At 70.2% G+C, this 25,223-nt stretch carries 22 protein-coding genes; 13 read left to right on the forward strand and 9 right to left on the reverse strand.

What is annotated here, in order from left to right:
• Positions 1-116: 116 nt before the first annotated feature.
• Positions 117-1,487, forward strand: coding sequence for a magnesium transporter (gene mgtE / locus FV233_RS03590; RefSeq protein ID WP_147854659.1), 1,371 nt, complete (start codon positions 117-119; stop codon positions 1,485-1,487).
• A 197-nt stretch (positions 1,488-1,684) separates the two neighbouring features.
• Here mgtE and FV233_RS03595 read toward each other — a convergent pair whose 3' ends face one another.
• From FV233_RS03595 to paoA, 4 genes are all read right to left on the reverse strand, one after another.
• A complete protein-coding gene (locus FV233_RS03595) occupies positions 1,685-3,226 on the reverse strand; it encodes an AMP-binding protein (protein ID WP_147896636.1) in 1,542 nt (513 codons plus the stop codon).
• Positions 3,227-3,320: 94 nt separating this feature from the next.
• Entirely contained in the window at positions 3,321-5,543 is a 2,223-nt protein-coding gene (locus FV233_RS03600) for a xanthine dehydrogenase family protein molybdopterin-binding subunit (protein ID WP_147896637.1), read from the reverse strand.
• Positions 5,544-5,566: 23 nt separating this feature from the next.
• Entirely contained in the window at positions 5,567-6,541 is a 975-nt protein-coding gene (locus FV233_RS03605) for a xanthine dehydrogenase family protein subunit M (protein ID WP_147896638.1), read from the reverse strand.
• A 10-nt stretch (positions 6,542-6,551) separates the two neighbouring features.
• Positions 6,552-7,205, reverse strand: a complete 654-nt coding sequence (gene paoA / locus FV233_RS03610) for an aldehyde dehydrogenase iron-sulfur subunit PaoA (protein ID WP_147896639.1) — start codon at positions 7,203-7,205, stop codon at positions 6,552-6,554.
• Between the two features lie 204 nt (positions 7,206-7,409).
• Between paoA and FV233_RS03615 the strand changes: the two genes are divergently transcribed.
• The 9 genes from FV233_RS03615 (at position 7,410) to lptB (ending at position 18,417) form a co-directional block, all read left to right on the forward strand.
• The gene (locus FV233_RS03615) at positions 7,410-8,240 is read left to right on the forward strand and encodes an aldo/keto reductase (RefSeq protein ID WP_147854432.1); all 831 of its coding nucleotides are present in this window, start codon (positions 7,410-7,412) and stop codon (positions 8,238-8,240) included.
• A 139-nt stretch (positions 8,241-8,379) separates the two neighbouring features.
• On the forward strand, positions 8,380-9,390 hold the full coding sequence (nadA, locus tag FV233_RS03620) for a quinolinate synthase NadA (protein ID WP_147854433.1): 1,011 nt from the start codon (positions 8,380-8,382) through the stop codon (positions 9,388-9,390).
• Positions 9,391-9,392: 2 nt separating this feature from the next.
• Positions 9,393-10,916, forward strand: coding sequence for an L-aspartate oxidase (locus FV233_RS03625; protein WP_147896640.1), 1,524 nt, complete (start codon positions 9,393-9,395; stop codon positions 10,914-10,916).
• Complete coding sequence (gene nadC, locus FV233_RS03630) at positions 10,913-11,785, forward strand: carboxylating nicotinate-nucleotide diphosphorylase (RefSeq protein WP_147854738.1); 873 nt, start codon at positions 10,913-10,915, stop codon at positions 11,783-11,785. Before FV233_RS03625 ends, nadC begins: the two co-directional genes overlap by 4 nt.
• A gap of 279 nt (positions 11,786-12,064) precedes the next feature.
• Positions 12,065-13,945, forward strand: coding sequence for a KUP/HAK/KT family potassium transporter (locus FV233_RS03635; RefSeq protein WP_238261051.1), 1,881 nt, complete (start codon positions 12,065-12,067; stop codon positions 13,943-13,945).
• 99 nt (positions 13,946-14,044) lie between these two features.
• Complete coding sequence (gene htpG, locus FV233_RS03640) at positions 14,045-15,883, forward strand: molecular chaperone HtpG (protein ID WP_147856057.1); 1,839 nt, start codon at positions 14,045-14,047, stop codon at positions 15,881-15,883.
• Between the two features lie 301 nt (positions 15,884-16,184).
• Positions 16,185-16,904 carry an LPS export ABC transporter periplasmic protein LptC gene (gene lptC / locus FV233_RS03645; protein WP_147856058.1) on the forward strand — a complete coding sequence of 240 codons (720 nt, stop codon included), beginning with the start codon at positions 16,185-16,187 and terminating at the stop codon, positions 16,902-16,904.
• Positions 16,901-17,560 carry an LptA/OstA family protein gene (locus FV233_RS03650; protein ID WP_147856059.1) on the forward strand — a complete coding sequence of 220 codons (660 nt, stop codon included), beginning with the start codon at positions 16,901-16,903 and terminating at the stop codon, positions 17,558-17,560. Before lptC ends, FV233_RS03650 begins: the two co-directional genes overlap by 4 nt.
• Positions 17,557-18,417, forward strand: coding sequence for an LPS export ABC transporter ATP-binding protein (gene lptB, locus FV233_RS03655; protein ID WP_147896642.1), 861 nt, complete (start codon positions 17,557-17,559; stop codon positions 18,415-18,417). The genes FV233_RS03650 and lptB overlap by 4 nt, the downstream gene beginning before the upstream one ends.
• Here the strand turns inward: lptB and FV233_RS03660 are convergent.
• Both FV233_RS03660 and FV233_RS30130 read right to left on the reverse strand, forming a co-directional pair.
• Entirely contained in the window at positions 18,312-19,187 is an 876-nt protein-coding gene (locus FV233_RS03660; protein ID WP_147857255.1) for an MFS transporter, read from the reverse strand. The two genes, lptB and FV233_RS03660, sit on opposite strands and share 106 nt — an antisense overlap.
• Positions 19,188-19,192: 5 nt before the next feature.
• Entirely contained in the window at positions 19,193-19,363 is a 171-nt protein-coding gene (locus tag FV233_RS30130) for a hypothetical protein (RefSeq protein WP_187277925.1), read from the reverse strand.
• A 153-nt stretch (positions 19,364-19,516) separates the two neighbouring features.
• Here FV233_RS30130 and FV233_RS03665 point away from each other — a divergent pair, with 153 nt between their 5' ends.
• Both FV233_RS03665 and FV233_RS03670 read left to right on the forward strand, forming a co-directional pair.
• Positions 19,517-19,792 carry a DUF4258 domain-containing protein gene (locus FV233_RS03665; protein ID WP_281407990.1) on the forward strand — a complete coding sequence of 92 codons (276 nt, stop codon included), beginning with the start codon at positions 19,517-19,519 and terminating at the stop codon, positions 19,790-19,792.
• Positions 19,789-19,986, forward strand: a complete 198-nt coding sequence (locus FV233_RS03670) for a DUF2283 domain-containing protein (protein WP_147857254.1) — start codon at positions 19,789-19,791, stop codon at positions 19,984-19,986. Before FV233_RS03665 ends, FV233_RS03670 begins: the two co-directional genes overlap by 4 nt.
• Positions 19,987-20,052: 66 nt before the next feature.
• Here FV233_RS03670 and FV233_RS03675 read toward each other — a convergent pair whose 3' ends face one another.
• Positions 20,053-21,204, reverse strand: coding sequence for a dimethylmenaquinone methyltransferase (locus FV233_RS03675; RefSeq protein ID WP_147896644.1), 1,152 nt, complete (start codon positions 21,202-21,204; stop codon positions 20,053-20,055).
• A 198-nt stretch (positions 21,205-21,402) separates the two neighbouring features.
• Between FV233_RS03675 and FV233_RS03680 the strand changes: the two genes are divergently transcribed.
• The gene (locus FV233_RS03680) at positions 21,403-22,716 is read left to right on the forward strand and encodes an MFS transporter (protein ID WP_147857344.1); all 1,314 of its coding nucleotides are present in this window, start codon (positions 21,403-21,405) and stop codon (positions 22,714-22,716) included.
• A 7-nt stretch (positions 22,717-22,723) separates the two neighbouring features.
• On the opposite strand, the gene FV233_RS03685 is transcribed toward FV233_RS03680, so the two are convergent.
• Positions 22,724-23,851 carry a glycosyltransferase family 1 protein gene (locus tag FV233_RS03685; protein ID WP_147896645.1) on the reverse strand — a complete coding sequence of 376 codons (1,128 nt, stop codon included), beginning with the start codon at positions 23,849-23,851 and terminating at the stop codon, positions 22,724-22,726.
• 1 nt (position 23,852) lies between these two features.
• Positions 23,853-25,220: a right-handed parallel beta-helix repeat-containing protein gene (locus FV233_RS03690; protein WP_147896646.1), complete on the reverse strand. Its 1,368-nt coding sequence runs from the start codon at positions 25,218-25,220 to the stop codon at positions 23,853-23,855.
• Between the last annotated feature and the right edge of the window lie 3 nt (positions 25,221-25,223).

Here is a 25,223-nt window from a genome sequence, read left to right on the forward strand (position 1 = left end):
ATCCCGCCTGAGCCGCTGAGAGGCCCGGCCGCGGGGTGAGCGGCGTGGGCCGCCGGTCGCGGCCCTCAACCAGCAAGACCGGCGGCGCGCCGTCTCGTCATCCGCGAGGCGAGGCCATGAACGAGATCGCCCCCATCGACGCGCGCGTCGACCCGTCCGTGCTGGCCGCACGCCTGTCGGACGAGCGCGCCCCCGACATCGTCGAGGCCCTGAACGAGGAGGCCCCCGAGGTCGCCGCGGCGATCATCCTCGGCCTGCCGATGGATCGGGCGATCGAGGTGCTGGACCAGCCCGAACTCGATATGGCCGCCGACATCATTGAGATGCTGCCGCGCGACCGGGTGGCGGCCTACCTCTCGGGCATGTCGGCCGACCGGGTCACGGACGTGTTCCGAGAGATCGAGGAGCCCGGGCGCTCCGACCTGCGCGCCCGCCTCGACGCCGAGACCCGCGGCGCCGTCGACCGGCTGTCGGCCTACGGCGAGGAGACGGTCGGCTCGCTGATGACCACCGAGTTCGTCACGGTGCCGGGCACCTGGACGGTGGGCCAGACGCTGGAGCACATCCGCCACGTCGAGAAGACCCGCGAGACCATCTACGCGATCTTCGTGCTCGACCCGCGCACCCGGGCGCTGACCAAGGCGGTGCCCCTGCGCCGGCTGATCTCGGGCGACCCGAGCGACAACGTGCTCAGCGTCGCCCCGGGGCGACGGCCGCTCGCCGTCTCGCCGACGGCGAGCCGCGAGGAGGCGGCCCGGCTGATCTCGAAATACGACCTGCTGGCGCTGCCCGTGGTCGACGCCGTCGGGCACCTGATCGGCATCGTCACGGTGGACGACATGATCGACGCCATGGTCGAGAAGCAGACCCAGGACGTGCAGCGCTTCGGCGGCATGGAGGCGCTGCCCGAGCCCTACATGGATATCGGCTTCTTCACGATGATCCGGAAGCGCGCCGGCTGGCTCTGCGCGCTGTTCCTCTCCGAGATGCTCACCGCCTCGGCGATGCAGGGTTTTGAGGGTGAATTGGAGAAGGCGATCGTCCTGACCCTGTTCATCCCGCTGATCATGAGTTCGGGCGGCAATTCCGGCTCGCAGGCGACCTCCCTGCTGATCCGCGCGCTCGCCCTGCACCAGATCCGCCTCGGCGACTGGTGGCGGGTGGCGCTACGCGAATTGCCCACCGGGATCGTTCTGGGCAGCATCCTGGGGGTCATCGCGGTGATCCGGATCGTGGCCTGGCAGAAGCTCGGCCTGTACGATTACGGCGAGCATTGGCCGCTGGTGGCCGCCACCGTGGGTTCGGCGCTGATCGGGATCGTGATGTTCGGTTCGCTCGCCGGCTCGATGCTGCCGTTCATCCTGCAACGGATCGGCTTCGACCCCGCCACCGCCTCGGCCCCGTTCGTGGCCACGCTGGTCGATGTGACCGGGCTGGTGATTTATTTCTCCGTGGCGCTGCTGATCCTGCGGGGGACACTGTTGTAGGGGTGCGATTGCGGAAGCCCGCGGGCCCACAACTGCGGATCCGACAGAATAAGCCGCCCTGTCATTCCGGGCTCCGCTTCGCGGCCCCGGGATGACAGGGTGGATGTTTGCGTGCCGCAAGTAACGACCCGCGTCTTGAAAGTCCTCGAGTCCGATTAGTAATCGCTCATTTTGCAGAGGGGCTGGAGGATGCCACCTCACCCCACCGCCTCAACCAGCCGCTTGCGCTGCACCTTGCCGTTGGCGGTTCGGGGCAGGGCGTCGAGAAAGCGGATCTCCCGCGGGCGCTTGTAGGCGGCGAGCCGCGCCTCGCACCAGGCGAGCAGGGCCTCGGCGTCGGACTCGGCGCCGGGCTGGAGCACCACGAAGCCGCAGATCACCGAGACGTCGGCGCGCACCGGCAGCTCGGCCACCCCGACCTCCGCCACGGACGGATGAGCCGAGAGCACGACTTCGACCTCGTTCGGCGAGACCCGGTAGCCCACGGCCTTCATCAGGTCGTTGTTGCGGCCCTCGAACCAGACGTAGCCGTCGGCATCGAGCCGGGCGAGGTCGCCGCCGACGAACCAGTCGCCGCGCATCACCTCGGCCTCCTCGTCGGGGCGGTTCCAGTACCCGAGCATCAGCGCGGGCTCGGAGCGGTGCACCGCCAGGACGCCGGTCTCACCGGCCGGCAGCGGCACGGGCTCCCCCTCCACCGGCAGGATCGCCACGCGCCGGCCGGGCTGCGGCCGGCCCGGGGAGCCCGGGCGCACCGGTATGGTGGGGCCGCTGGAGATGTAGGTCGAGATCTCGCTCATCCCGAGCGCCTCGTAGAGCGGCTTGCCGGTGGCGCGGGTCCAGGCCTCGAGCAGCTCGATCGACAGCGGCTCGCCCGCGGTGCAGCCGTGGCGCAGGCTCGACAGGTCGTGGCTTTCGAGGGCGCCGTACTTCAGGATCTGACGGTAGAGGGTCGGGACCGCGGCGAACAGGGTGGCGCTGTACGCCGCGATCAGGCGCGGCCAGACCGACGGGTCGCGGGGGCCGTTGTAGAGCACCGCGGTGGCACCCACCGACCACGGATCGCTCAGGCCGACGCCCAGCGTGTAGGTCCAGTTCATGGTGCCGGCATGCAGCATCACGTCGGACTCGCCGAGCCCGATCCAGTGCGCGACCATGGGCCAGCGGCCGTAGGCCGCCCGGTGGGCATGGAGCACCCCCTTGGGCCGGCTGGTCGTGCCGGAGGTGTAGATCAGCATCGCCGGGTCGTCGGCGGCGGTGTCGGCGTAGTCCGGCAGCGGGGCGGTGCCCTTCAGGGCGGTGATTGCGGCGGCGTCGAGCAGGATGCGGCCCCCCAGGGCCTCGGGCGGCACCGTGCACCCGCCGCCGACCACGACCGCCCGGGCGCCGGAATTCTCCATCAGGAAGGCGGCCTCGCCCTCGGTCAGCTGGGGCGAGGACGGCAGGGCCACCAAGCCCGCGGCCAGGGCGCCGAAATAGACCAGGACGTAATCGGCCTCGTTGCCCATCCGGATCATCACCCGGTCGCCGGGCGTCAACCCGAGCCCGAGCAGCCCCGCCGCGATGCTGCGCACCGCCCGGTCGACCTCGCCGAAGCTGAGCCGGCTCACGGTGCCGTCGCCGACCAGCACCAGCGCGGTCTTGTCCGGGCGCAGCCGCGCGTTCTCGGCCAGACAGTACCGGGCCGCGTTGAAGCGGGCCGGGGGGTGGCGCTCATGGGGCCGGAGGGCGTCGGACAAAGGGCGTTCCCCGCGTCTTGGGTTTTGCCCGGGTGTCCCGCATCGGCGCGCCACCCGTCAACCGTGGGTGAGGCGAACGCCGATGCGGACCGCGTCAGGTCCGGCGCTGGGCCTGGCCCTCCTGCTCCTCGAAGCCCTTGAGCACCTTGTCGAGGGTCATGGGGTATTCGCGGATCCGGATGCCGGTGGCGTTGTGGATCGCGTTGGCCAGGGCGGCCCCGGCACCGCAGATGCCGAGCTCGCCGAGCCCCTTGCTCTTCAGCGGATTCGTCTTGTCGTCGAGCTCGGGCAGGAACACCGCGTCGATCACCGGCACGTCGGCATGGACCGGCACGTGGTACTCGGCCATGTCGTGGTTGACGAAGAAGCTGTAGCGGGGATCGACCACCGCATCCTCCATCAAGGCCGCGCCGACGCCGAAGGTCATGCCGCCGATCGCCTGGCTCCGCGCAGTCTTCGCGTTGAGGATGCGGCCGCCGGTGAAGACACCCAGCATTCTACGAAGCCTGATCTCCCCGGTATCGGCATCGACGCCGACTTCCGCGAAGTGTGCGCCGTAGGAGTACTGCGAGAATTTCTGCTTCATCTCCCCAGGCTTGATCTCTCCGGCGGCTTCCAGACCGGTGCCGGCGAGGTCTTTCAGCGATTCCGTGCGGTTGCCCGACGTCACGGCGCCGTCCCGGAAAGTCGCGCCCTCCGGGTTCAGGTCGCCCGCCTTCAGCAGCGCCTGCCGGAGGTTGTCGCAGGCGACGTAGAGCGCGGAGCCCGCCGATCCGGCCCCGAAGGAGCCTCCGGATCCGGCCGCGAAGGGGAAGTCGGTATCGCCCATCTCAACCCGGACCCGCTCAACCGGAAGCCCCAGCATCTCGCCGGCGATCTGGGTCAGGATCGTGTAGGTGCCGGTGCCGGGATCGGTCATGGCCATGCGCACGACCAGCACCCCGTCGGGCCCGAGCCGCACCTTGGCGGAGGACGGCATCAGCGGGTTGAGCCGGGCGGCGGCCGACATGCCCATGCCGACGAGCCAGTTGCCCTCGCGCCGGCTGCCCGCCGCCTGGCGCTTGTCCCAGCCGAACAGCCGTGCGCCCTCGCGCATGCAGGGCACGAGCTGGCGCGTGGAGAACGGCACCTTCTTCTCGGGGTCCTCGGCGGGCTCGTTGCGCACCCGCAGTTCGACGGGGTCGATCTTCAGGCGCTCGGCCAGCTCGTCCATGGCGCACTCGAAGGCGAGCTGCCCCACGGCCTCGCCCGGCGCGCGCATCGCCGAGGCGATCGGCATGTTCAGGTTGACGAGCCGGTGGCGTGTCACCCGGTTCTGCGCCGCGTAGAGCGAGCGGGTGACGTTGGCGGACGTCTCGAAGAAGCCGTCGCCCTCGGCCGTGTCGGACCAGGATTCGTGCCCGATCGCCGAGAGACGCCCGTCCTTGTCGGCCCCCAGGCGAATGCGCTGGATCGTGTCGGTGCGGTGGGTCGCGACGTGGAATTCCTGTTGCCGGGTCATCGCGACCTTCACGGGACGCCGGATCACCTTGGAGGCCAGGATCGCCAGCGTCGCCTCCGGCTGCACCTGCAGCTTCGCGCCGAAGCCGCCGCCGATATAGGGGCTGACGATCCTCACCTTCTCAGGGGGCAGCTTGAGCACCGAGCCCAGCGCCTTCTGGCCGCGGTTCGGCATCTGGTTGGCGGTGTGCAGCACCACGCCGTCGACCTCCCAGGACGCGATGGTCGCGTGCGGCTCCATCTGGGCGTGGATCTGCGGCGGCGTCGTATATTCGACGTCGAGCTTCACCGGAGCCGCCGCGAAGGCTGTATCGAAGTCGCCGAGCTTCGAGTCCGGTGGCGAGTTCACGGGCTTCGGCTCGTAGGCTGCCGCCATGTTGTCCTTGAGCAAGCCCTTGGGCTTGGCCGCGTCGTAGCGGACCTTCACCAGCATGGCGGCGGCCCGGGCCTGCTCGAAGGTCTCGGCGACCACGAACGCCACGGGCTGCCCGTAGAACTTGATCTCGGTGCCCTGGAGCTGCGGCCAGACCTGCTCCTTCTTCTCACCCTGCTCCGGCACGTTCTCGTGGGTCAGGACCAGGATCGTCCCCGGGGCCCGGCGCGCGGCCTCCGCGTCGATCGCCCGGATCGTGCCGGCCGCGATGGTCGCCGGGACGATGTACCCGTAGGCCGGGTTCTTGAGCGCCTTGGTCTCGTAGGCGTAGGGCGCGTGCCCGGTGACCTTCAGCGGCCCGTCGACCCGGTCCAGCGGCTTCCCGACGAGGCCGTCGGGACGGTCGTCGAGGGGCGTCCGGCCGATCGGCTGGTTCATCTCCATGGGACTTGTCCTTGCCGGGTTCTTTACGCGCGGGTCGCCTGCGCCATGACGGCGCGCAGGGTCCGCCGCGTCAGCGGGATCTTGAAGTCGTTGGCGCCGTAGCCGCGGGCGCCCTTCAGCACCGCGTCGGCGGCGGCATCGGCGGAGCCGGTCCGCACCAGCGCCTCCTCGGCCTCGGCCACGCGCCAGGGCTTGTGCGCCAGGCCGCCGAAAGCGAGCCGCGCCATGGTCGGCTTGCCCCCCTCGGCATTCGCGATGATTGCGGCCACCGACACGGTCGCGAAGGCGTAGGACGCCCGGTCGCGGACCTTGCGGTAGATGTGCTGGCCGGCCACCGGCTTCGGCAGGGTCACCGCGGTGATGATCTCGCCCTTGCGCAGGTCGGTCTCGATCTGTGGCGTGTCGCCCGGAAGCCGGTGGAACTCGGCGATCGGAATGGTCCGCGCCTGCCCGGCCGGATCCATGGTCTCGACGGTGGCGTCGAGCGCCCGCATCGCGACGTTCATGTCGGACGGGTTGGTGGCGATGCAGGCCTCGCTCGTCCCGAGCACCGCCATGATCCGGTTGAAGCCGCCGATCGCGGAACAGCCGGAGCCGGGCTCGCGCTTGTTGCAGGGCATCGCGGTGTCATAGAAGTAGTAGCAGCGCGTCCGCTGGAGCAGGTTGCCGGCGGTGGTCGCCTTGTTGCGCAGCTGGCCCGAGGCGCCGGCGAGCAGGGCCTTCGCCAGAACCGCGTAATCCTTGCGCACCCGCGCGTCCGCAGCGAGGTCGGAGTTGCGCACCAGTGCCCCGATGCGCAGGCCGCCCTCCGGCGTCGCTTCGACCTTGTCGAGGGGCAGCCGGTTGACGTCGATCAGCGTCGCCGGGGTCTCGATCTGGAGCTTCATCAGGTCGAGCAGGTTGGTGCCGCCGGCGATGAACTTCGCATTCGGCCGCTCGGCCGCGAGCTTGGCTGCGTCCTGCACGGTGGCCGGACGCTCGTAGGTGAAAGCCTTCATGTCCGCCCCCTCAGAGGTTGCTGGCGGCGGTATCGCGGATCGCCGCGACGATGTTCGGGTAGGCACTGCAGCGGCAGATGTTGCCGCTCATCCGCTCGCGGATCTCGTCGTCGCTAAGGCTCGGGGTGGACGCGATATCCTCGGTGACGTGGCTGGGCCATCCCGCCTTGGCCTCGCTCAGCATGCCGACGGAGGAGCAGATCTGGCCGGGCGTGCAGTAGCCGCACTGGAAGCCGTCATGCTCGATGAAGGCGGCCTGCATCGGGTGGAGCGTGTCTCCGGTCGCCAGGCCCTCGATCGTCGTGATCGCGTCGCCGTCGTGCATCACTGCCAGCGTCAGGCAGGAATTGATCCGCCGGCCATCCACCAGAACCGTGCAGGCACCACACTGGCCGTGGTCACAGCCCTTCTTGGTGCCGGTGAGGGCAAGGTGCTCCCGCAGGGCGTCGAGCAGGGTCGTGCGCGTGTCCAGGGCCAAGTCGCGTGCCTGGCCGTTGATCGTGAGGCGCACCGGCATCGTCTGCGGGGCTGGATCACCCGGTGCCGCGGCCGCGGCGGACGCCGGCCGGAGCCCGAGGGCGCCGAATGCCCCGGCTGCGGCGCAGCCTTCCACGACAGCGCGACGCGTGAGAGCGAACGGCTTCGTCGGAGTGTCGTCTGTCATGCTGCTATCCCGCCCATGCGCGACGCTCACGGCGAGGCGCAGCCTGGAATTCAATGTCCCAACGTCAGCGCCCGTGGATTAGATCCGATCCAGACTGCGCCCCTTCACCGCGGCCATTCCCCGTGGCGTATGATCTCTGCCCTGGTCGATCCCTTGGTCCGATCCAGGTGAAACGGGCGGAACACATCGTCCGGAGTGCTCAGTATGGCCGTCACTGTCCCGACCTTGCCCCTCAACGATGGGCGCCGCATCCCGCAGATCGGCTTCGGATGCTGGCAATTGTCGGAGTCCCAGGCTCCCGATCTCGTCGGCCACGCACTCAGCGCGGGGTATCGCCTGATCGACACCGCCGCCGCCTACGGCAATGAGGAAGGCGTCGGCCGCGGTATCCGCGAATCGTCGGTCCCGCGTGAGGAGGTGTTCCTCACCACCAAACTCTGGAACGATCGCCAGGGCCGGGATGCGACGCGGCAGGCCTTCGACGAGAGCCTCAAGCGCCTGGGCCAGGATCATGTCGACCTCTACCTGATCCACTGGCCCTGTCCGCAGCGGCGCCTGTTCGTGGAAAGCTGGCGGTCCATGATCCAGCTGCGCGACGAAGGTCGCGCGAAATCGATCGGCGTCTCGAACTTCACCCCGGAGCACATCGCCACGTTGATCGGCGAGACCGGCGTCGCGCCAGCCGTCAACCAGATCGAACTCCACCCGCATTTCCAGCGGAAGGAGCCCCGTGCCGACGATGCCCGGCACACGATCGTCACCGAGTCGTGGAGCCCGCTCGGCCGGGGCAAGGAGCTGAACGACCCGGTCATCGTCGCCATCGCCCAGGCGCACGGTAGGAGCCCGGCCCAGGTGGTGCTGCGCTGGCAGGTGCAGATCGGCTGTGTCGCGATCCCGAAGACCGCCCGACCCGAGCGTATCGTCGAGAATGTCTCGGTCTTCGATTTCGCGCTCAGCGATCAGGAGATGACCCAGATCGCCGGCCTCGACCGGCCCGACGGGCGGATCGGGCCCGATCCCGCCACCTTCTGCTGAGCGCACCAGCCCTTGTGCGGCGCGGCATAACACTGCGCCGCAAAAGATTTATGCTCAAGGCTAGCATATCTAGACAGACGGGTCCGGCGCCCATAAGTTAGACGGCACAATGCTCAAACTGAGCATAATGGAGGACGCCATGACGGCGACCGTGTCACCCGTCTCCCGTACGTCGGTTCCGGGCCTGCCGCTGCCGGATCTCTACGCCCGTGTCAGCCGCCACGTTCCCGCGATCGAATGGCCGGCGCTCGCCCCCGATATCGAGGCGATCCTGCGGCTGAAGCGCGAGCGCAACGCCGTGATCCTGGCCCACAATTACCAGGCGCCGGAGATCTTCCACACGGTGGCCGACATCGTCGGCGACAGCTTGGCGCTGGCGCGCGAGGCGGTGAACGTCGAGGCGCAAGTGATCGTGCTGGCGGGCGTCCACTTCATGGCCGAGACCGCCAAGCTCCTGAACCCGAGCAAGACCGTACTGATCCCGGACATGGGCGCGGGCTGCTCGCTGGCCGATTCGATCACGGCCGCCGACGTGCGCGGCCTGCGGGCGAAGTACCCGGGCGTGCCGATCGTGACCTACGTGAACACCTCGGCCGCCGTGAAGGCCGAGTCGGACCTGTGCTGCACGAGCGGCAACGCCGTCGCCGTGGTGCGGTCGCTGAACGCGCCCCGGGTCCTGATGATCCCGGACGAGTTCCTGGCCCAGAACGTCCAGGCCGAGGTTCCCGAGGTCGAGATCCTGACCTGGGCCGGCCATTGCGAGGTGCACGAGCGCTTCACGCCCGCCGACATCCGCGACGTGCGGGACAGCTATCCCGGCGTCACGGTGATCGCGCACCCGGAATGCCCGCCGGACGTCGTGGCCGAATCGGACTTCTCCGGTTCCACCGCGATGATGATGGACTTCGTGCTGCAGAAGCGCCCGAGCCAGGTCGTGTTGGTGACCGAGTGCTCCATGGCCGACAACATCGCGGCGGCGAACCCGGACATCGAGTTCATCAAGCCCTGCAACATGTGCCCGCACATGAAGCGGATGAGCCTGAAGAACATCCGCCGCGCGCTGGAGACGCTGACCCACGAGGTCACGGTCGATCCCGCCTTGGCCGACCGCGCCCGGGCGGCGGTCGAGCGCATGCTGCTGGTGCGCTGACGATGAACGCCGTCTCTCCCAACATGGCCGACCGCGTCGTCGTGGTCGGCGGCGGCGTCGCCGGCCTCAGCGTCGCGCTGCGGCTCGCGCCGCGTCCGGTGACTCTGATCACCGCCGCGGCCCTGGGCCTCGGCACCGCCACCGGCTGGGCCCAAGGCGGTATCGCCGCCTCGGTCGGCGCCGACGACGCGCCGTCGCTCCACGCGGCCGACACCGAGGCTGCCGGCGCCGGGCTGACCGAGCCCGATGTGGCGCTCCGGGTCGCCCGGGCGGGCCCCGGGCTGATCGATTGGCTGGTGCGGATCGGCGTCCCGTTCGACCGCACCGAAGACGGCGCCCTGGCGCTCGGCCTGGAGGCGGCGCACGGGCGCCGCCGCATCGTCCGCTCCGGCGGCGACGCCACCGGCGCCCGGGTCCTCGAAGGGCTGGTGCGGGCGGTCCTGTCCGCGCCCTCCATCGAAGTCGTCGAGGCTCGCGCCTGCGACCTGCTGCGGGATACGCGTGGCGCGGTGGCCGGGATCGTGGCCGAGCGCGACGGCGCCCGCTTCCGAATCCCGGCCCGCGCCGTGGTGCTGGCCACCGGCGGCGTCGGCGCCCTCTACGCGGCGACCACGAACCCGCCCGGCGCCCTCGGCGGCGGTCTCGCGCTGGCCGCCCGGGCCGGGGCGGTGATGCTCGACATGGAGTTCGTGCAGTTCCACCCGACCGCGATCGCGGCCGGGGCCGACCCGATGCCGCTGGCCACCGAGGCGTTGCGCGGGGAGGGGGCCCGGCTGATCGACGAGACCGGCGAAGCCGTCATGGCCGGGATCACCGGGGGCGACCTCGCCCCGCGCGACGTGGTCGCCCGGGGCATCTTCCAGGCGCTGCAACGCGGCCGCATTGTCTATCTCGACGCGCGCGGCGCCCTCGGGGCGGCGATGCCGAAGCGGTTCCCGACGGTGGCGGGTCTCTGCGCCGCCGCCGGCATCGACCCGGCCGTGCAGCCGATCCCGGTCCGCCCGGCAGCCCACTACCACATGGGCGGCGTGAAGGTGGACGCGCACGGCGCCACGTCGGTGCCGGGCCTCTTTGCCTGCGGCGAGGTCTCGTCCACGGGCCTCCACGGTGCGAACCGGCTCGCCAGCAATTCCCTGCTGGAAGGGCTCGCCTATGCCGGCTTCATCGCCGAGGCCCTCGATGCGCCGCTTCCCGGCGCGATCATACCCGAGACTGTGGGCCCCCGTTCGGTCGCGGATCTGTTGTCGATCCGCAGGCTGATGGAGGCGCAGGTCGGCGTGGTCCGCGATGCCGCCGGCCTCGAGCAGGCGGTCGCCATGCTCGAACCCCGCAGTGAAACCTGCGACGCCGCCCTGGTGGCGCTGATGATCGCCCGCGGCGCGCTCACCCGCCGGGAGAGCCGCGGCGCCCACTGGCGCAGCGATTTCCCGCATATCGCCCCGGCAGCCCACACGGATACGACGCTCGCTACGCCGAACGCCGAGCGCCGCGAGACCACGGCCGCCGCGACGGAGCTGACATCATGACGCGATCGGTCCTGACGGAAGAGATCCTGCCCCTGCCGCGTCTTCTGGTCGAGCCGGTGGTGCGGGCCGCCCTGGTCGAGGATCTCGGCCGGGCCGGCGACATCACCACCGACGCGATCGTGCCGCCCGGCGAGCGGATGCGCGGCGTCATCGCGTCCCGCCAGGACGGGGTGATCTCCGGCACCGACGCCGCCGCGATCGCGTTCGCGCTCATCGACCCGGCCGTGACCGTGACGGTCGAGCGCGGCGACGGGGCCCGGGTCGCGCCCGGCGACGTGGTGTTGCGGCTCGACGGGCCGGCCCGGGCGATCCTGACGGCCGAGCGCGTCGCCCTGAACCTGCTCTGTCGGATGTCGGGGGTCGCGACGGCGACGAACGGCCTCGTCGAGGCGGCGCGCCCGCACGGCAAGGCCTCGATCGTCTGCACCCGCAAGACGACGCCGGGCCTGCGCGCCCTCGAGAAGCACGCGGTGCGGGCCGGCGGCGGCTCGAACCACCGCTTCGGCCTCGACGATGCCGTGCTGATCAAGGACAACCACGTGGCGGTGGCCGGTGGCATCGTGCCGGCGATCCAGCGGGCCCGGGCACGGGCCGGCCACCTGGTGAAGATCGAGTGCGAGGTCGACAGCCTGGAGCAGCTCGAGGAAGCCCTCTCGGTCGGCGTGGATGCGGTCCTCCTCGACAATATGGGCCCCGACCTGCTGACCCGCGCCGTGGCGATGATCGACGGCCGCGCCCTCTCGGAAGCCTCCGGCCGCATCACCCGCGAGACCGTGGGCGCCGTCGCGGCCTCGGGCGTGGACCTGATCTCCTGCGGCTGGATCACCCACTCGGCGGCGATCATCGACCTGGGGCTGGACGCCGCCTGAGAGATCTTGCTCCCTCGCCGCCAGCGGGAGGGAGCAACGCGCTTCATTCGACCGTCATCACGTTCGGGTGACAAGTCTTCGCCGCGGTCGTGGCGGAGACGGATCCAGTCTTTCGCGACGCATCCGGCTTGCTAAGGTCGCGCACGTCAGTGCCGCCCTCGACTGGATACGCCCGTGCGCCAAGCCTTCAGTCCCGCGGCTGGTCCTGCGGTCCCTCTGCCTGCCGCGCCGGTGGCGCGAAAGCCGGGTGCCGTTCGGCATGGGCCCGGGCCCGCGCTGATGATGGGGGCGCTCGGCGTCGTCTATGGGGATATCGGCACCAGCCCGCTCTACGCCTTCAAGGAGGCCGTGAAGGCGGCCACCGCCGGGGGCGCCGCGGTGCCGGCCGCGGCGCTCGGGGCCGTGTCGCTGATCCTGTGGTCGCTGATCCTGATCGTGTCGCTGAAATACGCGGTGCTGATCCTGCGCGCGGACAATCGGGGCGAGGGCGGCATCGTCGCCATGCTGGCGCTGCTGGGCGCCCGGCAGGCGCAGCCCGGCACGTGGAAGGCCGTGCTCCTGGTGGTCGGCCTCGTCGGCGCGGCTTTGCTCTACGGAGACGGTGCGATCACTCCGGCGATCTCGGTGCTCTCGGCCATCGAGGGGCTGAAGGTCGACGCGCCGGTGCTGACACCGTTCGTGGTGCCGATCACCCTGGTGATCCTGGTCGCGCTGTTCGCCGTCCAGCACAAGGGCGTGGCGGTGATCGGCCGGGTGTTCGGTCCAGTGATGCTCGTCTGGTTCACGGTACTGGTCCTCCTGGCGATCCCCAGCATCCTGCGGGCGCCGGAGATCCTGGGGGCGGTCAATCCGTGGCGGGCCGTAGACTTCCTGGCCCATGCCGGCTGGCACGTGAGTTTCATGATGCTGGGCGCGGCCTTCCTGGCGGTTACCGGCGGCGAGGCGATGTACGCCGATCTCGGCCATTTCGGCGCCCCGGCGATTCGCGCGGCTTGGTTCGGCCTCGTGCTGCCGGCCCTGCTGATCCACTATTGCGGCCAGGGCGCCCTGCTGATCGCCGACCCGGGCGCAATCGAGAACCCGTTCTACCTGCTGGCCCCCGACTGGGCGCATTACCCGCTGGTGGCGCTGGCCACGATGGCCACCGTCATCGCCTCGCAGGCTGTGATCTCGGGGGTGTATTCGCTGACCCAGCAATCGATCCAGCTCGGCTTCATGCCAATGATGCGGGTGGTCCATACCGACCAGGACGAGCGCGGCCAGATCTACGTGCCGGCGGTGAACTGGCTGCTCGCCGCGGGGACCCTCACTGCCGTGGTGGTGTTCGGCTCCTCCGACGCGCTGGCCGGCGCCTACGGGATCGCGGTCTCGGCGCTGATGGGCATCACCACCCTGCTCGCCGCGCTGATCGCGCTCCGTTGGGGCTACAACCCGATCCTGGTCGTGGCGGTCAACGGTTTTTTCCTCGCCATCGACGCTCTGTTCTTCGCCGCCAACAGCGTGAAGCTGTTCGAGGGCGGCTGGTTTCCCCTGGTGCTGGCCGCGGCGGTCGCGTTCCTGATGCTGACCTGGATGAAGGGCAACCACGTCCTCGAGGCGGTGCGCGAGACCATGCGCCAGCCCGAGGCGACGTTCTTGGCCCGCCTCGCCTCGCACCCGCCGGTGACGCTGCCTGGAACCGCAGCCTTCCTCACCGCAGCCACCGAGGGCATTCCCATGGCCCTGGGCCGGCTGGTCGAGCGCAGCCGATGCCTGCATGAGCGCATCCTGCTGATCACCGTGATCTACGAGGAGGCGCCGGTGATCCCCGCTGAGGAGCGGGCGCAGGTTACCCTGGTCGCTCAAGGTATCCGCAAGGCGATCTCGAAATACACCCCCGGGATGGAGCGCGTCGTGCTGCGCTACGGCTTCATGCAGACCGCCTCGATTCCCGAAGGCCTACAATGCGCCGTGAGGAGCGGGCTGCTCCCGCCGGAATACCTGGAGGATCTGACCTACTTCGTCGGCCACGAGGTGGTCATCCCGTCGAAGAAACCCGGCATGGCCTTATGGCGCCAGGGGCTGTTCGCCTTCCTGAAGCGCAACGCCGAGCGCACCGGCGCCCATTTCTGCTTGCCGACCCGGCAGATCGTGGAGGTTGGAACAGAAATCGAGATCTGAGCCGCTCACGTCCCGCCGATCCCGTCGCCGCCTCATTGAAAACGGCCGGGCGGGCGGGCATATCGCCACCGCATTTTCCCCTATGCGGAGGCATTACCCGTGAGCGAGACGATTGAGCGGCACGAGTTCGGGGCGGAGGTGGGTCGGCTCCTCGACCTCGTCGTGCACGCGCTCTATTCCGACCGCGAGATTTTCCTGCGCGAACTCGTCGCCAACGCCGCCGACGCCATGGACCGGCGCCGGTTCGAGGCGCTGACCTCGGCGGCGAGCGCGCTGCCGCCGGACGCCAAGGTCCGGATCGTACCCGACAAGGAGGCGCGCACGCTGACCGTCTCGGATGCCGGCATCGGCATGACCAAGGAGGATCTGGCGTCCAACCTCGGCACCATCGCCCGCTCCGGGACGCGGGCCTTCTCGCAGACGCTGGATGCGGCCAAGGCCGAGGATCGTCCGAGCCTGATCGGCCAGTTTGGCGTCGGCTTCTACTCGGCCTTCATGGTCGCTGACCGGGTCACGGTCACGTCGCGCCGCGCCGGCAGCGACGAGGCCTGGACTTGGGCGTCGGAGGGCCAGGGCAGCTACACCCTGGAGCCCGCGACCCGGCCTGAGCCCGGCACCGACATCGTACTGCACCTCAAGGCGGACGCCGACGAGTACCTCGAACCCTACCGCCTCGATCACCTCGTGCGGAAATGGGCCGACTTCATCACCGTGCCGATCGCCATCGCGCGGGACGGCAAGGACGAATCGGCCAACCAGGGCACCGCGCTCTGGCGCAAGTCGAAATCCGAGGTGAGCGAGGAGCAGTACGATGAGTTCTACCACGCCCTCGGGATGAACTTCGACAAGCCGTGGGCGACCCTGCACTGGCGCGCCGAGGGCCAGCTGGAATTCTCCGCGCTGCTGTTCGTGCCCGGCGCGAAGCCGTTCCAGGCGCTGGAGAACGACCGGCAGAGCAAGGTCCGCCTCCACGTCCGCCGGATGTTCATCACCGACGAGGCCGAGTTGCTGCCGTCGTGGCTGCGCTTCGTCCAGGGCGTCGTCGACACCGAGGATCTTCCGCTCAACGTCTCCCGCGAGATGCTGCAATCGACCCCGGCGCTCGCCCGGATCCGCCGGGCCGTCACCGGCCGCGTCGTGTCCGAGCTGACCACCCGCGCCAAGGATGCCGAGAGCTACCAGACCTTCTGGGAGAACTTCGGCGCGGTGCTCAAGGAGGGCATCTACGAGGATTTCGAGCGCCGGGGCGAGATCGCGCCCCTGCTGCGCTTCCGCTCCTCTGCCGTGGACGGCTGGACCTCGCTGCCGGACTACGTGGCCCGCATGAAGGACGGCCAGGACGCGATCTACTATCTCGTGGCCGACGACGCGGAGGCGCTGAAATCGTCCCCGCAGCTCGAAGGCTTCAGGGCCCGGGGCCTGGAGGTGCTGCTGCTCTCCGACCACGTCGATGCCTTCTGGCCGGACCAACTCGGCAACTTCGAGGAGAAGCCGCTCAAGTCGATCACCAAGGGCGGCCTCGACCTGTCGAAGTTCGCACCCGAGGGTGACCAGCCGGAGACGCCGGAAGGCATCGACGCCTTCGTGGCGGCTGTGAAGGCGGCGCTGGCCGGTGAGGTCTCGGACGTGCGCACCACCGACCGGCTGGTCGATTCGGCCGTGGTGCTCTCGGCCGGTACCGCCGGCCCCGACCTGCAGATGCAGCGGCTGATGCGCCGCGCCGGCCGCGGCGGTGCCGGGCAGCCGGTGCTGGAGATCAACCCGCGCCATCCGCTGATCCGGGCCCTGGCGACCGCACCCGAATCGGAGATCTCCCAGGAAGCCGGCACGTTGCTCGACCTCGCCCGGATCCAGGACGGCGACAGCCCCCGTGATCCGGCCGCCTTCGCCCGCACCGTCGCGGCGGCGTTGGCCGCGGCTCGGAGTGCTTCGCGCTGACGTTCCGGCGCCGACGCGTCGCAGCCGGTCCCGAATCGTTCGGGTCCGGCTGCGACGCGACGTCGGCGCTGGCTGCAAGGCCGAGCTCTTCGCGGGCCCGATGCTGGCGACTATGCGTGTGTGCTCACGCACATCGGCGTCGAAAGTTTCTAAGTTCGGTTGATCATTCCGAAACGGGCGAGCCATAACTTCGCCACTGGTCGGGACCATGTCCCGACCGGAGGCGCGGGCGCGGTGGGGGCCGCAGGCGTCTGAGCCGATTCCTCACTCGCGCGCGGCCTGCGCGCCTCACGGACGCTGCATGAACCCGGTCGAGGCTCAAGCCGGCAACGGACAGGCGGTCGCGGCGGCACGCACGCGGGCTCACGCCCGGGCGTACCGCCACAGCGGCCGCGTGCGCACGATGCGCCGTCTCATCCCGGTTGCGGCGGGTGGCTCGGTGGCGCTGTTGCTCGCCTACCTGTTCAATCCGTTCGGGACGAGCCTGCCGGGGGTCTCGGTCGGCCCCGTGACGGTGGCCGGCTCCAAGGTCCGCATGGAGAATCCCCGGCTCGCGGGCTTCCGCCAGGGCAACCGCGGGTACGAGGTGACGGCCGATGCCGCCCTGCAGGACGTGCGCAAGCCGAGCCTGATCGAACTGGAGCGGATGCGCGGCCACCTCGCCACCGACGACCAGGGCGGGGTCGCCCGGCTCTCGGCGGCCTCCGGCCTGTTCGACACCGCCCGCGAGGCGCTCGATCTCAAGGACGACATCCGCATCTGGACCGACCGGGGCGAGGAAGCCCGCCTGCGCTCGGCCGCGGTGGTGTTCAAGACCGGCGCGGTGAGCTCCCAGGAGCCGGTCACCGTCTCGACCCCGCGCGCCACCGTGAACGCCAATGCCCTCGACGTGGTCGAGAACGGCAAGCGCATCTCGTTCGTCGGGAGCGTCCACGTCGTGATCGTGAACGACGACCCGGCCGACAAGGCGCCCTCGCGCATCCTGACCTCGAACGCCGAGCCCGCGGAAACCGGCCGATGAGCGCGCGCGCAACCCTCTGCGCGGCCCTGGCCGCTTGCCTGGCACTCGCCGGCCCCGCGCTGGCCGAGAAGCCGGCCAAGAAGGACTCGCCCTTCGGCAATATCGGCGGCGGCGGCAAGGATCCGATCAAGATCGACGCCGACCGCCTCGACGTGTTCGACCGGGAGAACCGGGCGGTGTTCGTCGGCAACGTCGTGGCCGTGCAGGGGGAGAGCACGATCCGCTGCTCGACCATGACGGTCTACTACAAGCGCGGCAAGGATTCCTCCGACAAGGCCGACGCGAAGGCGGCGGATGCGGGTTCCGAGGCCCCGGCACCCAAAAATCCGGCCGAGAACGGCATCCAGAAGGTGGATTGCGCCGGCCCGGTCACGGTGGTCCAGAAGGATCAGGTCGCCACCGGCGATCATGCGGTGTTCGACCAGGACGCCAAGCGCATCGTGCTCACCGGCAACGTCGTACTGAGCCAGTGCCAGAACGTCACCCGCGGTCAGCGGCTGGTCTACGACATGGGCACCGGGCGCGCGAACATGGACCCGGTGGCCGGCGGACGCGTCTCGGCCCTGTTCGTGCCCGGCGAGAAGGCCGACGCCAAGGATGGCAAGGCGAAGGGCTGCGCGCAGCCGCCGGTCAAGCCGCGGGCGCAGGTCAATTGAGCGGCGCGGTCGCGTTCCGGGCGGAGCCGCAGGACGCGGCGGCCCGCCCTACGCTGCTCGGCCGTCTGTTCGGCCGGCGCGCGAGCCCGCCCGTCGCGGATGCCGACGAAGTCGCCGCCGCGGAAGTGGGCGGCCCCGGCATCCTCAGCGTCCGCGGCCTGCGCAAGAGCTACGGCGCCCGCACCGTGGTGCACGAGGCCGGGCTGACGGTCCGCACCGGCGAGGCGGTCGGGCTGCTCGGGCCGAACGGCGCCGGCAAGACCACGATCTTCTACATGATCACTGGGCTGGTGGTGGCCGATCGCGGCCATATCACCCTGGACGGCCTGCCGATCACCCACCTGCCCATGTACCAGCGGGCGCGGCTCGGCATCGGCTACCTGCCGCAGGAAGCCTCGATCTTCCGCGGGCTGACCGTCGAGGACAACATCCGCGCGGTGCTCGAAGTGGCCGAGCCCGACCGCAAGGCCCGCGCGCGCAAGCTCGATTCCCTGCTCGAGGAGTTCGATATCGCGCGGCTGCGCAAGTCGCCCTCGATCGCGCTATCGGGCGGCGAGCGGCGGCGCTGCGAGATCGCCCGGGCGCTCGCCTCGTCGCCGACCTTCATGCTGCTCGACGAGCCGTTTGCCGGCATCGACCCGATCGCGGTGGGCGACATCCAGGATCTGGTGAAGCACCTCAAGCAGCGCGGCATCGGCGTGCTGATCACCGACCACAACGTCCGCGAGACCCTGGGCCTGATCGACCGCGCCTACATCGCCCATTCCGGCCGCATCCTCACGGAGGGGACCCCGGAGGAGATCGTGGCGAACCCCGACGCGCGGCGGCTGTATCTCGGCGAGGATTTCAGGCTGTGACGGCCACCTCTCGGCGTGGTCGTCTGCGCCTGAGAGCCAGCAGCGCGAGCGTGGCCGCAGCCATGCATCCTGCAGCCAGCAGAAGAGCCGCGGATCCACCGAACCGGGTCAGTACCGCCGCGAAGGTCGGCGGCGACAGGGCCGAAGCTAGGTTGAGCGGCGATGCGATTCGCGACGCAGCCTGGGCGTAGCTCGCCCGCTCGTAGAACACGAGCGGGATGGTCACCCGCGCCACCGCGAGCGCACCGCTCCCGAGGCCGTAGAGCAGGATGAACGAACGCGCCGGCCGCGGTGGGGCCGCCGTCGGCGGCTGCCAGCAGCGATAGAGCTGCGAGGACGGCGAGCGCCGCGATCAAGCCGGTGCTCAGTCCGTCCCAACGGCCGCCGCCGAGGAAATCCACCGCCCGGGCGCCGATCTGGATCACCCCGAGAGCCGCGCCGTAGCCGATCGCCTCCGATCGGCTCAGACCTTCGGCGACCAGCCATTCGACCGGGATGTTGCTGAGGCCGAAGCCGACAAAGGCGATGAGCGCGGTGGCGCCGGCGATCAATCCGAGGAGCCCGCGACCCGACGCCGGCTCGATTGGTGCCGCGTCCTGCAGCGGCTGCGCGGTGTTCCCCAGAACTTGGAGCGGTACGCCGTACCGGTAGAGCGGCACGCAAACGAGCCACATCGCACCGCCGTAGAGGGCGCAGGTTCCCCGCCAACCGACCTGATCGCTCAGGAACGCCGTCGTGGGCCAGAACAGGCTGCTGGACAGGCCGGTCATGAGTATCAGCGCCCCAAACGGCCCGGCCAGCGCCCCCGCGCACGAGTTCGGTCATCAGGATGGCCGGTGGCGATCCGCGTGGCGACGATGGATGTGAAACTGACGCTGCCCCAGACGTCGATCTGCGCGGCGGCCACGGCGATCAGGACGCCGAGGGGCGCGCGTTCCGAGTGCATAGGAGAAGATGTTCCTCGCGGCCGTGAACGACTTGGCCGAATCGACCGGCCGGCTTCGGTTACGCTGGAACGTCATCGATCACGCAACGGCCGTCCATACCGAGCCCCGCAGGGGCGCCTTGCAATGCTGAATCGCTACAACAGAATGCCGACGTGAGCACACCCCGAATCAGATGGAGCGATCATGTCCTTGAGCGCATGCGGATGCGCAACATCGAGCCGGCTTGGGTCGAGCGGACGATCCGCAGGCCGGAGGTGATCGAACCCGATCCTGCTCGACCTGGCCGGGTTCGGGTGTTTGCTGCCGTGCCGGAGCGCGACGCGCGGATCATGCGCGTGGTATATGAACTCTTGGAAGGCGACGAGATCGTGGTTGTGACGGCTCTCCTTGATCGGGGCCGCACCCGCAAGAGGAGACAAACCGGATGACGTCCGAGTACGATCCGACAGTCGACGCCCTCTACATCCGTCTCGCCGACGCGCGCGTCGTCGAGAGTGAGGAGCTTCGCCCGGGCTTCATCGTCGATCTGGACTCCGAAGGGCGGATCGTCGGCGTCGAAATCCTGGATGCCAGCAAGCATGTCGCTCCCGGGGGCGAACTCGATCGCCCGCGCGCGGCGTAAAGCGGAACCGCTCTCACGACGGGGATATGCGCATACAGTCCAGCGGGTGCTGAACGCCGCCCCGCCTCACCCCTTCCAGTTCTTCAGCGCCGCGAACGGGCTGTCGGCATCCGGGGGCTTGTCCGGGTTCAGCACCGGCTCGACCTGCGCGACGGCGTCCGCCATCGAGAAGACGGATCCGCTCTGGAGCCGGCCGCCGGCGGCATCGCGATGGCCGCCGCCGCGGAACAGGCGGGCGCCGTCGAGGGCCGTGCCGTCGTTGGAGCGGAACGACATGGTGCCCATCCGCTGCACGTTGACGACGCGCTTGGCCCGGCCGGCATCCATGATCAGGTCCGAGACCCGCTGGAACGTGCCCGAATCCAGGGCGAAGGACAGGAGCGTGCCGTCCTTCAGCGGGCGGAACAGCGCGTCCGAGCGGGCGAGCGCCCGGGCGAGGCGCATGCGCGTGGTCAGCGCCCGGTCGTCGTCGGGTGCGTCGCGCAGGAGGGTCTCGGTCACCCCGGAGCGGAACGCCAGGGCGCGCCGCTCCAGATCGGCCGGGCTCGCGCCCTCCCGCAGCGCGACGGCGGCGGCCAGCAGCAGGCCGGACATGAAGGCCTCATGCCAGGGATGGCCGACCGGCACGAAGCTCGACACGCTCTCCCAGAACAGCTCGTCCAGCGCCAGGCCCCCCGTGAAGGCCGGGCTGTCCTTGCGCCAGAGGTCCACCGCGTCGATCGCCGCCACCAGGGCGGAGAGGTCGGTCGCGGGCTCGTGGGTCGCGAACAGGGCCCGGTGATCGAAGGTCATCCGGGTGGCGCAGACGTTTTCGTCGATCAGCAGGGTGCAGTCCGGATCGCCGAGGTCGATCCGGTTGAGGCCCGGCCGCTCGGGATCGGCTGCGGGCTCCAGTCCCTGGCGACGCAGCTGGTCCAGCGAGGAGGCGTGGTGGTCGAGGACCACGAGCCTGTGCTTCCGGCCGTCCTCGCGGCGGCGGTTCATGGCTGCGAACTTCTTCAGCCCCGCGATGGTCTGCTCCTCCAGGCCGAGGTCGGTCATGAGCAGGATCTCGCCCTCGCCCGCCCGGGCCAGGCGTTTGGTCTCGTCCTCGAAGACCGGGCCGACATCGCTGTAGCGGGGCACGTGGACGACGCGCTCGACCGCCGTGCAGGCGGCGGCGACCGTGGCGGCGCCGTAGCCGTCGAGGTCGTGGTGGGTGATCTGGATCAGGCGCACGCGGGGCGGTCTCGGTCGGTGACGGGTGCGAGCGGTCTACGACGCCCGGCGCCGCGACGCGAGGGGCCACACTGTTAGCCGGCAGCTTCCCCTTGCCGGCATTCGGTGCAGAATATCGGCCGGACGCCGTGAGTCGCGGACCAGCGATCGCACCCGAAGCACCCTGAAGAGTGCGCGTCAGCCAAAGGGGGGAAGTCAGTGGTTCCAGTCGCAACGCCGCGCGTGAAGCGCATCCAGAGGATCTCGCTCGCCCTGCTGGTGACGGCCGGGGTGGTCAACTACGTCGACCGCGCCACGCTGGCCGTGGCCAACCCGTTGATCCGGCAGGATCTCGGCCTGTCGATCCCCGACATGGGATTGCTGCTCTCTGCATTCCTGTGGGCCTACGCCTTCGCGCAGCTTCCGGCCGGCGCCCTGGCCGACCGGCTGGGTCCGCGGCTGACGCTGACCATCGGCTTGAGCTGCTGGTCGCTCGGCCAGATGCTCGGTGGGGCCGTGACCTCGTTCTGGCAGTTCGTCGGCGCGCGCATCGTCCTCGGCCTCGGCGAGGCGCCGCATTTCCCGACCTGCGCCCGGGTCTCGCGCGACTGGTTCAACATCCGCGAGCGCGGCACCGCCACCGGGATCTGGAACTGCGCGTCCTCGCTCGGCACCTTCCTGGCCCTGCCGCTGCTGACCTTCCTGATGGTGAGCTTCGGCTGGCGGGCGATGTTCATCATCATGGGCGCGGTCGGGCTGGTGCTCGCCGGAATCGTCTACCTGGTGTTCCGCAACCCGCCCGAGGTGAATCTCACCCCGGCCGAGCGCGCCTTCCTGGAGGAGGGCGACGCGCCCAACACCGACCGGCGCGTCACCTGGAGCTCGTGGAAGCGGCTGTTCCGCTACCGGACCAGCTGGGGCATGATCATGGGGTATTTCGGCTGCATCTACATGACCTGGCTCTACACGGCCTGGCTGCCGAGCTACCTCGAGATCGAGCGCCACTTCACCCTGCAGAAGACCGGGATCGTCGGGGCGATCCCGTTCGCGTTTGGAGTGCTGGGCGGCATCCTCGGCGGCCGGATCGTCGACATCCTGATCCGGCGCGGGGTCGATCCGATCCGGAGCCGCAAGATCCCGATGGTGGTGGGTCTGCTGGCGACCGCGGCCTGCACCGTGGTGGCGGCGCTGACGCCGAGCGACACGCTCGCCATCGCGTGCATCTCGGCGTCGCTGTTCCTGGTCTACGTGAGTTCGTCGGCCGCCTGGGCGATGGCCTCCGTGGCGGCGCCGGCCAACGCCACCGCTTCGCTCGGTGCGATGCAGAATTTCGGCGGCTACATCGGCGGCGCCCTGGCCCCGATGATCACCGGCTTCATCGTGGGCGGGACCGGCCAGTTCTCCATGGCCTTCATCACCGGCGCGGTGATCGCCGTCGTGGCGGCGCTCGGATACTGGACGCTGATCCAGGACCCGATCGCCGCCGAGGAGCCCGCGGAGACCTTCGTCGGCGGGCTCAAGCCCGCCGCTTAGGCCCAGGTCAGCCGCGCAGGTGCGGCACCGGCGCGTGGAGATCGCGCGCCGGCGTCCGGGCAGGGAAATTCCGGCGCATCAGGTCGACGAAGGTCGCGGCGGGCCCGTCCCAGTCGTGCCGGGCGGCGTGCGCCCGGGCGGCGATCGCGTCGAACGGCAGCCGCCCGTCGATCGCGGCGCCCATCAGCTCCGCCAGCCGCTCGACCCGGTCCGGGGCGTCCGGATCGAAGTAGCTCGCCGCGCTGCCCCCCGCCTCCGGGATCGCGGTGAGGCTCGAGGCGATCACCGGCGTGCCGCGCGCCAGGCTGTCGAGCACCGGGATGCCCCAGCCCTCGCCGCGGCTCGGGAAGACCAGGGCGGCGGCCCGGCCGTAGAGATCGGACAGGCCGTTGTCGTCGATGCCGGCGATGTGGACCGCGTCCGGGGTCCGGGTCAGGCGGTCGAGGGTCTCGGGTCGCTCGCCGTCGCCCTTGCCGACCACGATCAGCCGGGCCGCGCCCTGGGGCAGGCGCGCGAACGCGTCGAGCACCAGGCCGAGGTTCTTGCGCGGCTCCAGGCGGCCGACCATCAGCAGGTACGGGCGGCCGTCCGCGAGCGGATGCCGCTCGGCCGAAGCCCGCGGCGGGGTCGAGCCGCAGCGCACCTCTGCGATCCGGCTGCGGTCGATCCCGTAGACCTTCGCGATGGAGTCGCGGCTGTAATCGGAGATGGTCAGGACCAGCTTGGCGCGCCGGGCCGAGAGACGCGTGAGGATCCGGTTCCGCCAGCGCATCCGCCACGTAAAGAACTCGGGATGGGTCTCGAACAGGATGTCGTGGACCACCACCACCTGGCGGTCGCCCGGCACCAGCGGCGGGGCGATGTAGGTGGTCAGCAGGGTATCGAGGCGGTCGCGGAAGACCAGCCACGGCCAGATCGCGAGCAGGCGCAGGCTCGCCGGCACCCGCGGCAGCTTCTGGTGCTCGATGTTGGCGCCAGAGACGAGGCGGGCGCAGGCCTCCGGGTCGCCGGAATAGACCACGTAGGTCGCGTCCGGATGGCGGGCGGCGGCCCGGCCGATGATGTTCACGAGCCAGGTGCGGCTGCCCTGGGGCTTGCCGGTGAGCACGTGCGCGTCGATGCCGATGCGTAGCATGTTACGGGCTCCTGTAGGCGCCGAAGGTCGGGGCTTCGCCGGGCGCGTAGGCGCGGCCGGCGAGGTCGCGGGTCGCGCCGAGCGGGATGCCGGCGCGGGCGGGGGGCTTGGTCAGCGCGAGGCCGCCCGAGAGCGGGTCGGCCGGGTCGCGGAACGCGGGAGTGCCGGCGAGGTCGGGGCCCTGGCCGTGCAGCGGCAGGCTCGCGCCGTCGCTGGTGGCCGTGGCGGCCCAGCGATAGAGCGGGGCGCCGACGCTGCTGCCGACGAAGTTCGGCCCGATCGCGTTGCCGTTGTCGGCGGTGGTCGCCTCGACCGCGATGGCCGCGATGCCGGGCCGGGTGGCGAAGGCGATGTTGTTCAGCACCCGGTTGCCCGCGGTGCGATCGATCGACTTGGTGTAGTCCGAGGCCAGCACGATCTCGCCGCGGTAGACGTGCTTGCCGCCGGAATCGCGCATGTTTCCGGTGACGGTGTTGTTCACCACCGTGTTCGAGCCGGCGTCGAACAGGTTGATCCCGGCGCCGTCGTTGTCGGTGGCGACGTTGAACGCGACGGTGTTGCCGTCGCACCATTGGTCGATCTGGATGCCGTTGCCGTCCTGGCCGGTGGTTTCCTTCTGGCCGGTGACGATGTTGTACCGGATGGTGTTGCGGTCGCCCGCGTCCTGGGCGGCGTCCTTGGCGTAGACGTGGATGCCGGACGTGCCCGACATGCCGACGCCGTTGCCGGAGACCCGGTTGCCCTCGACCACGTAGCCGGAGCCGTTGATCTCCATCCCGTGGATGCCGTTGCCGGTCACGGTGTTGGCGAGGATGTAGCTCGGATCCTCCGGCGGCACGTTGATCACGTCGACCGCGACGCCGTGGGTCTTGTTGTCGGCCAGCGTGTTGCCGGTGATGCGGTGGCCGGCCCCGGCGCCGTCGCCGATCCAGATGCCGAGACCGGATTTCGATACGGTCGACTCCGCCACCGTGACGTGGTGCGAGCCCCGGCGGATGATGAAGCCGGAATTGACCGCGCCCTGGACGGTCAGGCCGGTGACCGTGACGTAGGCGGCGTTCTCGAACACAACGGAGTTCGACAGGACCGGCTTGGTCCCGGCGACCGCCGCCACGGTGACGGGCGCCTCGGCGCTGCCGCGGGCGCCGATCACCGCCACGTCGCCGTAGCTCCCGCCGCGGACCAGCACGCGCGACCCGGGGCCGAGGCTCGCGAACGGCACGTCGGCGAGGCGGGCCACCGTGCGGTAGTTGTCCAGCGCGCCGCCCGCGGGATCCACCAGGATGTTCTGCTGCGACTGGGCGTCGGCCGCGCCGCAGGCGGCGAGCGCCGGCAGCAGCAGGGCGACGCAGAGGTTTTGCGCGTGCATCCG

The sequence above is a fragment of the Methylobacterium sp. WL7 genome (assembly GCF_008040085.1).
Classification (GTDB): domain Bacteria; phylum Pseudomonadota; class Alphaproteobacteria; order Rhizobiales; family Beijerinckiaceae; genus Methylobacterium; species Methylobacterium mesophilicum.

Coding starts and splice junctions, on each gene's coding strand:
- FV233_RS03605 (WP_147896638.1), bottom strand. CDS start 6,541: ATGAAGGCTTTCACCTACGAGCGTCCGGCCACCGTGCAGGACGCAGCC.
- FV233_RS30130 (WP_187277925.1), bottom strand. CDS start 19,363: ATGCACTCGGAACGCGCGCCCCTCGGCGTCCTGATCGCCGTGGCCGCC.
- FV233_RS03625 (WP_147896640.1), top strand. CDS start 9,393: ATGAACGCCGTCTCTCCCAACATGGCCGACCGCGTCGTCGTGGTCGGC.
- FV233_RS03635 (WP_238261051.1), top strand. CDS start 12,065: ATGATGGGGGCGCTCGGCGTCGTCTATGGGGATATCGGCACCAGCCCG.
- lptC (WP_147856058.1), top strand. CDS start 16,185: ATGAACCCGGTCGAGGCTCAAGCCGGCAACGGACAGGCGGTCGCGGCG.
- FV233_RS03670 (WP_147857254.1), top strand. CDS start 19,789: ATGACGTCCGAGTACGATCCGACAGTCGACGCCCTCTACATCCGTCTC.
- nadC (WP_147854738.1), top strand. CDS start 10,913: ATGACGCGATCGGTCCTGACGGAAGAGATCCTGCCCCTGCCGCGTCTT.
- FV233_RS03685 (WP_147896645.1), bottom strand. CDS start 23,851: ATGCTACGCATCGGCATCGACGCGCACGTGCTCACCGGCAAGCCCCAG.
- FV233_RS03650 (WP_147856059.1), top strand. CDS start 16,901: ATGAGCGCGCGCGCAACCCTCTGCGCGGCCCTGGCCGCTTGCCTGGCA.
- FV233_RS03600 (WP_147896637.1), bottom strand. CDS start 5,543: ATGGAGATGAACCAGCCGATCGGCCGGACGCCCCTCGACGACCGTCCC.
- nadA (WP_147854433.1), top strand. CDS start 8,380: ATGACGGCGACCGTGTCACCCGTCTCCCGTACGTCGGTTCCGGGCCTG.
- FV233_RS03660 (WP_147857255.1), bottom strand. CDS start 19,187: ATGACCGGCCTGTCCAGCAGCCTGTTCTGGCCCACGACGGCGTTCCTG.
- FV233_RS03690 (WP_147896646.1), bottom strand. CDS start 25,220: ATGCACGCGCAAAACCTCTGCGTCGCCCTGCTGCTGCCGGCGCTCGCC.
- mgtE (WP_147854659.1), top strand. CDS start 117: ATGAACGAGATCGCCCCCATCGACGCGCGCGTCGACCCGTCCGTGCTG.
- paoA (WP_147896639.1), bottom strand. CDS start 7,205: ATGACAGACGACACTCCGACGAAGCCGTTCGCTCTCACGCGTCGCGCT.
- FV233_RS03615 (WP_147854432.1), top strand. CDS start 7,410: ATGGCCGTCACTGTCCCGACCTTGCCCCTCAACGATGGGCGCCGCATC.